8 protein-coding genes and 2 tRNA genes are annotated in these 8218 nt (G+C 62.0%); 4 read left to right on the top strand and 6 right to left on the bottom strand.

The genetic code is table 11. The annotated features are described in order from the left end of the window. Positions 1 to 285: 285 nt before the first annotated feature. Both MESS4_RS17095 and MESS4_RS17090 read left to right on the top strand, forming a co-directional pair. A complete protein-coding gene (locus tag MESS4_RS17095) occupies positions 286 to 1173 on the top strand; it encodes a DMT family transporter (RefSeq protein ID WP_006333292.1) in 888 nt (295 codons plus the stop codon). A 158-nt stretch (positions 1174 to 1331) separates the two neighbouring features. Then, complete coding sequence (locus MESS4_RS17090) at positions 1332 to 2003, top strand: peptidoglycan recognition family protein (protein WP_006333291.1); 672 nt, start codon at positions 1332 to 1334, stop codon at positions 2001 to 2003. Positions 2004 to 2054: 51 nt separating this feature from the next. Here MESS4_RS17090 and MESS4_RS17085 read toward each other — a convergent pair whose 3' ends face one another. Then, complete coding sequence (locus MESS4_RS17085; RefSeq protein ID WP_006333290.1) at positions 2055 to 2312, bottom strand: GlsB/YeaQ/YmgE family stress response membrane protein; 258 nt, start codon at positions 2310 to 2312, stop codon at positions 2055 to 2057. Between the two features lie 162 nt (positions 2313 to 2474). On the opposite strand from MESS4_RS17085, the gene MESS4_RS17080 reads away from it, so the two are divergent. Then, positions 2475 to 2951, top strand: coding sequence for a YidB family protein (locus tag MESS4_RS17080; RefSeq protein ID WP_006333288.1), 477 nt, complete (start codon positions 2475 to 2477; stop codon positions 2949 to 2951). A gap of 108 nt (positions 2952 to 3059) precedes the next feature. On the opposite strand, the gene MESS4_RS17075 is transcribed toward MESS4_RS17080, so the two are convergent. Next, positions 3060 to 3133, bottom strand: a tRNA-Gly gene (locus tag MESS4_RS17075). Positions 3134 to 3222: 89 nt separating this feature from the next. Further along, positions 3223 to 3307 (bottom strand) — tRNA-Tyr (locus tag MESS4_RS17070). Positions 3308 to 3505: 198 nt separating this feature from the next. Here MESS4_RS17070 and MESS4_RS17065 point away from each other — a divergent pair. Beyond that, a complete protein-coding gene (locus MESS4_RS17065; protein WP_006333284.1) occupies positions 3506 to 4351 on the top strand; it encodes an RNA methyltransferase in 846 nt (281 codons plus the stop codon). A 79-nt stretch (positions 4352 to 4430) separates the two neighbouring features. Here MESS4_RS17065 and MESS4_RS17060 read toward each other — a convergent pair whose 3' ends face one another. The 3 genes from MESS4_RS17060 to gcl form a co-directional block, all read right to left on the bottom strand. Further along, entirely contained in the window at positions 4431 to 5318 is an 888-nt protein-coding gene (locus MESS4_RS17060; RefSeq protein WP_006333282.1) for a 2-hydroxy-3-oxopropionate reductase, read from the bottom strand. A gap of 236 nt (positions 5319 to 5554) precedes the next feature. After that, positions 5555 to 6352 carry a hydroxypyruvate isomerase gene (gene hyi, locus MESS4_RS17055; RefSeq protein ID WP_006333278.1) on the bottom strand — a complete coding sequence of 266 codons (798 nt, stop codon included), beginning with the start codon at positions 6350 to 6352 and terminating at the stop codon, positions 5555 to 5557. A gap of 25 nt (positions 6353 to 6377) precedes the next feature. Next, entirely contained in the window at positions 6378 to 8159 is a 1782-nt protein-coding gene (gene gcl / locus MESS4_RS17050) for a glyoxylate carboligase (RefSeq protein WP_006333276.1), read from the bottom strand. Between the last annotated feature and the right edge of the window lie 59 nt (positions 8160 to 8218).

Here is an 8218-nt window from a genome sequence, read left to right as displayed (position 1 = left end):
TAGTCTCTTTCCTTGGACGGCCTGGACCTTCAGTTCAGTCGAATGCGGGGCGATTAGCGACAACGGCCGAAAAACACAAGTGCCTTGTGGCTGAGCGCTTTCCCGCTCGGTCTGAACCCATGATCCGATTTTCGGGGGATATGGCGCGGATATAGGAACGCCAGCCGGGAAATGAAATAGGCAAGCGTCCAGCCCGCCGAAGGCCGCATTCCCCGTGCCCTTGCCGGATTTACAGCGCCGGCCTGGCCCATTGCCGGCGTAACATCAGTCTGATTTGTTCGACCGATGCAGTTCATTCCCAGCTCCATTCGCGGCCCGCTGTTCATGATCGTCTCGACCGGGTCGTATCTGGTCAACGACACGATGATGAAGCTTGCGACCGTCGGCCTGCCGCCCTACGAGGTGCTGTTCCTGCGCGGCATGGCGGCTACGTTGTGGGGCATGCCGTTGTTGTTCCTGCTCGGCTACAGCAGACAGATCCCGCTGATGTTCGACAGGAAGGTCTTGCACAGGAACCTGCTCGAGCTGGGGGCGATCCTTTGCTACGTGGTGGCGCTCGCCAACATGCAGATCGCCGATTCGACCGCGCTTGGGCAGATCACGCCCCTGTTCATGCTGGTCGGCTCCTCGATCCTGTTCGGCGAGCGGATCGGCGGCATGCGCATGGCGCTGATCGGGCTGGGCTTCATCGGCGCACTCATGGTGGCGCAACCGACGATGCAAGGCATTTCGATCTATGCGGCGCTGGCGCTCGGCAACGCGGCGCTCGCCGCCGCGCGCGATCTCGCCGGGCGCAAGGTCGCCGCGGAGGTGCCGGGCATGATCGTCGCCATTTCCGCCGTCGTGGTGGTGCTGGCCGGCTCGGGCATCGCGCATCTTGCGACGGAGCAGTGGGCGGCGCCCGCAGCCCACCATTTGCTGCTGATCGCCGGCGCCGGGCTGTTCCTGATCTTCGGCCATTTCTTCATCTTCATGGCCTATCGCGTCGGGCCAACGAGCGCGGTGGCGCCGTTCTATTACTGCTTCACCGTCTGGGCGGTCATTTCAGGCCTGGTGGTGTTCGGCCAGTTCCCGAACGCGCTGGCGGTTGGCGGCATCCTTCTGGTGGTGGCCAGCGGGCTGACCATCGTGTGGCTCGACGAGCGCAAGCGTCGGCTGACCGTCGTCGCATAGGCGAGATGGATGATTGCCTGGCGACCAAGGTCTCCTGCCGAGTAGCCGCAGCACATCAAGTGTTAGAAACGCTCAACCAAATTATCGTTTCGTTTTCGCATTCTCCCTCAAAGAAATTATAGTGATTCCATTCGCCAGATTTGTTGCGGGGATTTTCTGTGGCACTGCCGCCGGACTGGATACCCAACGTTCCGATGAAGCGGGTCGTTTGTCATTGGACGGCCGGCTCGCATTCGGCAGGCGATACCGACAAGGATGCCTATCATATACTGGTCGAGGGCAATGGCGACCTCGTCAGGGGCAGGCCTTCCATCGCGCTCAACTCCGGCAGGGTAAAATCGGGATACGCGGCCCATACCCTCAACTGCAACAGCGGCTCGATCGGGGTCTCGCTCTGCTGCATGGCCGAAGCGGAGGAGCGGCCATTCAGTGCCGGCCGTTACCCGATGACGAGGACACAGTGGGATGCGCTGGCCGTCGTCGTCGCCGAGCTCTGCAAATACTATCGCATCAAGGTCTCGCCAAGGACGGTGCTCTCCCACGCCGAGGTCGAGAGCACGCTGGGCATCAAGCAGCGCGGAAAATGGGATTTTACCCGCCTGCCCTTCGACCCGTCGGTCGTCGGACCGAGGGCCTGCGGCGACCGGTTGCGAAAGGACGTGATGTCGGCGATGGGGGCGATGCCCAATCTGCCGGTCAGACCCGGTCGCGACACGGCCCTCGAAACAGCCGTCAGGCGTCTGCTCGATGAATTGTGGCCAATCCTCGCCCGAGGGCTCGCCGCAGGCTTCAACACGCTGGTGCGGGAGCTCCTCAAACGGATGAGGTAGACGGGCGGCAGCCAGGTGAAAAGGCAGATCCGCCAGGCTGATAAATTGTTCCTAGACCGCTCGTCTGCCGGAGAACTGGTGATAGGCCCACAGAACGACCACCGCGCCGACCACGGCGACGATCAGGCTGTAGAGATTGAGACCGGTAACGCCTGATGCGCCAAAGGCGCTGAAGATCAGTCCACCGACGATGGCGCCGACGATGCCCAGCACGATATCGAGCACCAGGCCTTGCCCGCTCTTGTTGACGATCTTGCCGCCCAGGAAACCGGCTATGACGCCGAGGACGATCCAGCTTAGTATCGACATTTTCGTTCCTCTCATTCCCCGCGAACGATTCTTCCACATCATTAAGCAAAGCTCAAGCCAACTTGAAATTCATGCTTACGGAAAGCTCAAGCCAGCTTGAAATTCGGGCCGAATGCGCCATTGTTGAGGATGGGACGGGCGATGTTGACATGGAGATCCATAATGGGACTGTTCGACAATGCCGTTCCCGGCGGCAACATAGCCAAGCCGCTGCTAATTGCGCTCGGCGCGCTGCTGGTTGGAAAGATGCTGAGCGGCAAAAGTGCCGACCAGACGAACCAGGATCAAAGCCCTGCCCCCATTCCGACAGGGACGACGCCGTCCGCAGGCGAGACGACTTCCGCCGATGGCGGCCTGGCCGGTGGACTGGGCGGCCTTCTCGACAAACTGAAAAACGCCGGCCATGGCAATGTCGCCGACTCATGGGTCGGCACCGGGCAAAACCAGCCGATCAACGGCAATGATCTGGGCAATGCGTTGGGGCCGCAGGTCATTCGCGAGATCGCGCAAAGGGCGGGGATGAGCGAACAGGACGTGCTCAAGCAATTGTCCGCGGCTTTGCCTGGCATCGTCGATCAGTTGACGCCGAATGGACAGATGCCATCGCAAGGCCAGCTTGCATCTATCTTCAACAGGTAGAGCGCCTTCAAGGGAGTAGGGGAATAGGGCAGTAGGGCAATATGTAGAACGAGGCTCGCGACCACATACTGCCCTACTGCCCTATTCCCCGATTTTGCAATGGGAATTTGGAGCGGGTAGCGGGAATCGAACCCGCATATTCAGCTTGGAAGGCTGCTGCTCTACCACTGAGCTATACCCGCGCCTTGTACTGAAGTACCGGATTCACCCGAAAAGCGCCATGCACTTTCGGTCCGATGCTTTTCACGTTTCAGGGCTTCCGGGCCGGCAGTGGTGGAGAGGGTTGGATTCGAACCAACGTAAGCTAAGCTAACGGATTTACAGTCCGTCCCCTTTAACCACTCGGGCACCTCTCCAGTCTGCCGCCGGAGCCATGCAACGAGGCATTCGAGCCAATTCGGACCCGAGTTGTGTCTTCTCCGAAACCAGCGAAGCGCCTTATGGCGGCAAGCCCATTGGGTGTCAACCGCGCAGCCAGGGTTTTTCGATGTTGTTCGCCGGCTGCGGCGACAGGGCATATCCTTGGCCGGAGGAGACGGCTATAGAAGCCGGCCATGAGCAACAATTCCAACACCCCGAAAGACACTCACTACGCCAAGCTGCGCCGCGCCTTTCGCGACGAGAAAAGCGGCGGCGCGCCGGCATTCAAGCCTCGCCAGCCTGTACCGCCGGGCGAGAACGCGGCCGACGGGCTGGTGCGGCTTTACGGCCTGCATACGGTGCGGGCAGCGCTCGACAATCCGCGCCGTAAGATCAGGAAGATGCTGGTGACGCGCAACGCGGCCGAGCGGCTGGCGATCGCCGACCTTGCTGCCTTGCCCTTCAAGGCCGAGTTGGTCGAGCCCAGGGAGATCGACAGGATCACCGGCTCGGATGCAGTGCATCAGGGCGTGCTGGTCGAGGCCGAGCCGCTGAAGCCGAAGCGCCTCGATGCGCTCGGCGAGGCAACGCTGGTGCTGGTGCTCGACCAGGTCACCGATCCGCACAATGTCGGCGCGATCCTGCGCTCGGCGGTCGCCTTCGGCGCCGGCGCGCTGATCACCACGGCGCGCCACAGCCCGCAAGAATCCGGCGTGCTGGCAAAATCGGCCTCCGGCGCGCTGGAGCATATCGACCAGATCGAGGTGAAGAACCTCGCCGATGCGCTTGGCCAGCTTCACGAAGCCGGCTTCCAGACCATCGGCCTCGATTCGGACGGACCGGCGGAGCTCGAAAAGTGCTTTTCTGGCTACAAGATCGCGCTGGTGCTCGGCGCCGAAGGCAAGGGCCTGCGTCAGAAGACGCGCGAAACGGTGACGACGCTGGCCCGGCTCGACATGCCCGGCGCCATCCGCTCGCTCAACGTGTCGAATGCGGCGGCGGTGAGCCTTTATGCGGCGAGGAAATTCTTAGGGCAGTAAGGGAATAGGGCAATAAGGCAGTATGTTTCGCTCGGAGTGGATCCACCCTACTGCCCTACTGCCCTACTGCCCTACTGCCCTACTGCCCTAACCCATGCCCCGCCATCCGCTCCAGCGCTCGAACCAGCGCCGAGTGATCCTCCTTGGCGCCGCCATTGGCGGCGCAGGAATTGAACAATTGCTGCGTCGTCGAGGTGTTGGGTAGTGCTACGCCAAGCGCCCTTGCCCCTTCCAGCGCAAGGTTAAGATCCTTCTGGTGCAGTTCGATGCGGAAGCCCGGCGCGAAGGTGCGCTTGACCATGCGCTCGCCATGCACTTCGAGGATGCGCGAGGCTGCGAGGCCGCCCATCAGCGCCTGACGCACCTTGGCCGGGTCAGCACCGGCTTTTGACGCAAAGACAAGCGCTTCGGCGACGGCTTCAATGGTCAGCGCGACGACGATCTGATTGGCAACCTTGGTGGTCTGGCCGACGCCATTCGGCCCGACCAGGGTGATGTTCTTGCCCATCTTTTCGAAGACGGGCCTCGCGCGTTCGAAAGCCTTTTCCGCGCCGCCGACCATGATGGTCAGCGACGCCGCCTTGGCGCCGACCTCGCCGCCCGAGACCGGCGCATCGAGATAGTCGCAGCCGAGATCGTTGATCTTCTTGGCGAATTCCTTGGTCGCGATCGGCGAGATCGAACTCATGTCGATGACCAGTCTGCCCTTGGCCAACCCGGGCGCGACGCCCTTGTCGCCAAACAGCACTTCAGCCACCTGCGGCGTGTCGGGCACCATGGTGATGATGATGTCGGCAGCTTTGGCCACGGCATCGTGGCCGGCGACGGTCTTCAAGCCCTTGGCGATGAGATCGGCAGGCGGCTTCGAGCGATGGTCGCTGGCTACAACCTTGTAGCCAGCATCCAGCAAATGCCCCGCCATCGGCGCGCCCATGATGCCGAGGCCGATGAAGCCGATGGTTTCCATGTGGTTCTCCGTTCGTTGTTAGGCCGCGTTCCTTCGCGCCCCCCTCTGGCCTGCCGGCCATCTCCCCCACAAGGAGGGAGATCGGCAGTTTCGGCACCGGCTCGTAACTTTCCCGTCCTCGAAAATTGGCGAAAGCGGCGGTGACATCCAATCTCCCCACCCGTGGGGGAGATGGCCGGCAGGCCAGAGGGGGGCGCGAAGGAGCGCGACCTCAATAGTCCTTAGCAATTAGGCAGCTAAGCCGCCGCACTCCCCTGCCCGGCCAATTCCTTGAACCAGCCGAGCCCGGCTTCGGTCCCGGCCTTGGGCTTGTATTCGGCCCCCACCCAGCCGGAATAGCCGATGCGATCGATATGTTCGTGGAGGAAGGGATAGTTGATCTCGCCCGTCCCCGGCTCATGACGGCCGGGATTGTCCGCAAGCTGGATATGGGCGATGCGGCCGAGATTTGCCTCGATGGTACGGGCGAGATCCCCCTCCATGATCTGCATGTGGTAGATGTCGTATTGCAGGAACAGGTTCTTCGAGCCGATGCGGTCGATCAGCGCCAGCGCCTGGTCCGAGTAGTTGAGAAAAAAGCCCGGAATGTCGCGCGTGTTGATCGGCTCGATCAGAAGCCTGATGCCGGCCTGCTCCAGCTTCTCGGCCGCGAAGGCCAGGTTACCGGCCAGGACATTTTCCAGCACTGCAGGGTCAACCCCTTGCGGCGCGATGCCGGCGAGGCAGTTGACTTGCTCGCAGCCCAGCGCATGCGCGTAAGTGATCGCCTTGGCGACGCCTTGCCGGAATTCCGGCACGCGGTCCGGCAGCACGGCGATGCCGCGCTCGCCATTTGCCCAGTCGCCGGCCGGCAGGTTGAACAACACCTGCGTCAGGCCGTTCTTCTTCAGCCTGGCGGCAACGACCTCGGGCGCATGGTCATAGGGGCCGATATATTCGATGCCCTTGAAGCCGGCGCGGGCGGCGGCGTCGAAGCGATCGAGGAAGTCATGCTCGCCAAAGAGCATCGAAAGATTGGCTGAAAAACGCGGCATTCTTTTCTCCTTCTCTCCGCAGATCTTAATCCAACATCACGATCGCCGTCGGCGCATCCTCGTGGCTCTCGGCAAGCTCCTCGAACTCGGTGATCTTGTCGATTTCCGTGCCCATCGAAATGTTGGTGACGCGTTCGAGGATGAATTCGAGCACGACCGGAACCTGATGTTCCTTCATCAGCCGTTGCGCCTCCTTGAAAGCCGAGGCGAACTCATCCGGCTTCTTCACCCTGATGGCCTTGCAGCCCATCGCCTCGGCGACCGCGACATGATCGACGCCATAGCCGGCCTCGGGGTCGTCCTTCCGGTTGACGTTCTCGAAGGCAAGGCTGACCTCGAAATCCATCGAGAAACCGCGCTGCGCCTGGCGGATCAGGCCGAGATAGGCATTGTTCACGACGACGTGGATGTAAGGCAATTTGTGCTGCGCGCCGGCTGCCAGCTCCTCGATCATGAACTGGAAATCATAGTCGCCGGACAGCGCCACGATGGTGCGGTCCGGGTCGGCGGCGCGCACGCCGAGTGCGGCCGGCAGCGTCCAGCCGAGCGGGCCGGCCTGTCCGCAATTGATCCAGTTGCGCGGCTTGTAGACATGCAGGAACTGCGCGCCGGCGATCTGCGACAGGCCGATCGTGGTGACATAGGTGGTGTCGCGGCCGAACGCCTTGTTCATCTCCTCATAGACGCGCTGCGGCTTCAGCGGCACCTGGTCGAAATGCGTCTTGCGCTTCATCGTCTTCTTGCGCTGCTGGCATTCCCTGGCCCAAACTGACCAGTCGCGCAGCTTTCCTGCCGTCTTCCATTCGGTGGCGACGTCAAGCAGCATCTTCAGCGCAGCACCCGCATCCGAGACGACGCCGAGATCCGGCGCGAAAACGCGGCCTATTTGCGTAGGCTCGATGTCGACATGGATGAATTTTTTGCCCTTGGTGTAGACATCGACCGACCCGGTGTGGCGATTGGCCCAACGATTGCCGATGCCGAAGACGAAGTCGGCCTCGAGCATGGTCGCATTGCCGTAGCGGTGCGAGGTCTGCAACCCGCACATGCCGGCCATCAGCCGGTGGTCGTCGGGGATCGCGCCCCAGCCCATCAGCGTCGGAATAACCGGCAGGCCGGTGATCTCGGCGAATTCGATCAGGAGGTCGGACGCATCGGCGTTGATGATGCCGCCACCGGCGACGATCAGGGGCTTTTCGGACGCATTGAGCATCGCCAGCGCCTTCTCGGCCTGGGCGCGCGTCATCGCCGGCTTGAACGGCGCCAGCGGTTCATAGGCGTCGATATCGAACTCGATCTCGGCCAGTTGCACGTCGACGGGTAGGTCTATCAGCACCGGTCCCGGGCGCGACGAGCGCATCAGGTGAAACGCCTTCTGCAGCGCCATCGGCACCAGATAGGGCTCCATGACGGTAACAGCCCATTTGGCGACGGGTGCGGCGATCGCGGCGATATCGACGGCCTGGAAATCCTCCTTGTTCAGCCTGGCCCGCGGCGCCTGGCCGGTGATGCACAGGATTGGAATCGAATCCGCCGCCGCCGAATAGAGCCCGGTGATCATGTCGGTGCCGGCCGGGCCGGAGGTGCCGATGCAGAGGCCGATATTGCCTGATTTGGCGCGGGTATAGCCTTCGGCCATATGCGAAGCGGCCTCGACATGGCGCGCCAGGATATGGCGGATGGTGCCCCTCGCCTTCAGCGCGGAATAGAGCGGGTTTATCGCCGCGCCCGGCACACCAAAGGCACAGGAAATGCCTTCCTTTTCGAGAACGAGAACCGCAGCGTCGACAGCGCGCATCCTGGCCATAGCAAGCCTCCGCAAATGTGTTGATGGCCAAGGATGGCAGCGTTTTCATCATTTTTCAA

The organism is Mesorhizobium sp. STM 4661, assembly GCF_000359125.1.
Classification (GTDB): domain Bacteria; phylum Pseudomonadota; class Alphaproteobacteria; order Rhizobiales; family Rhizobiaceae; genus Mesorhizobium.
Note: the sequence above shows the minus strand (reverse complement) of the source record. Positions and strands in the feature narration are given on the sequence as shown.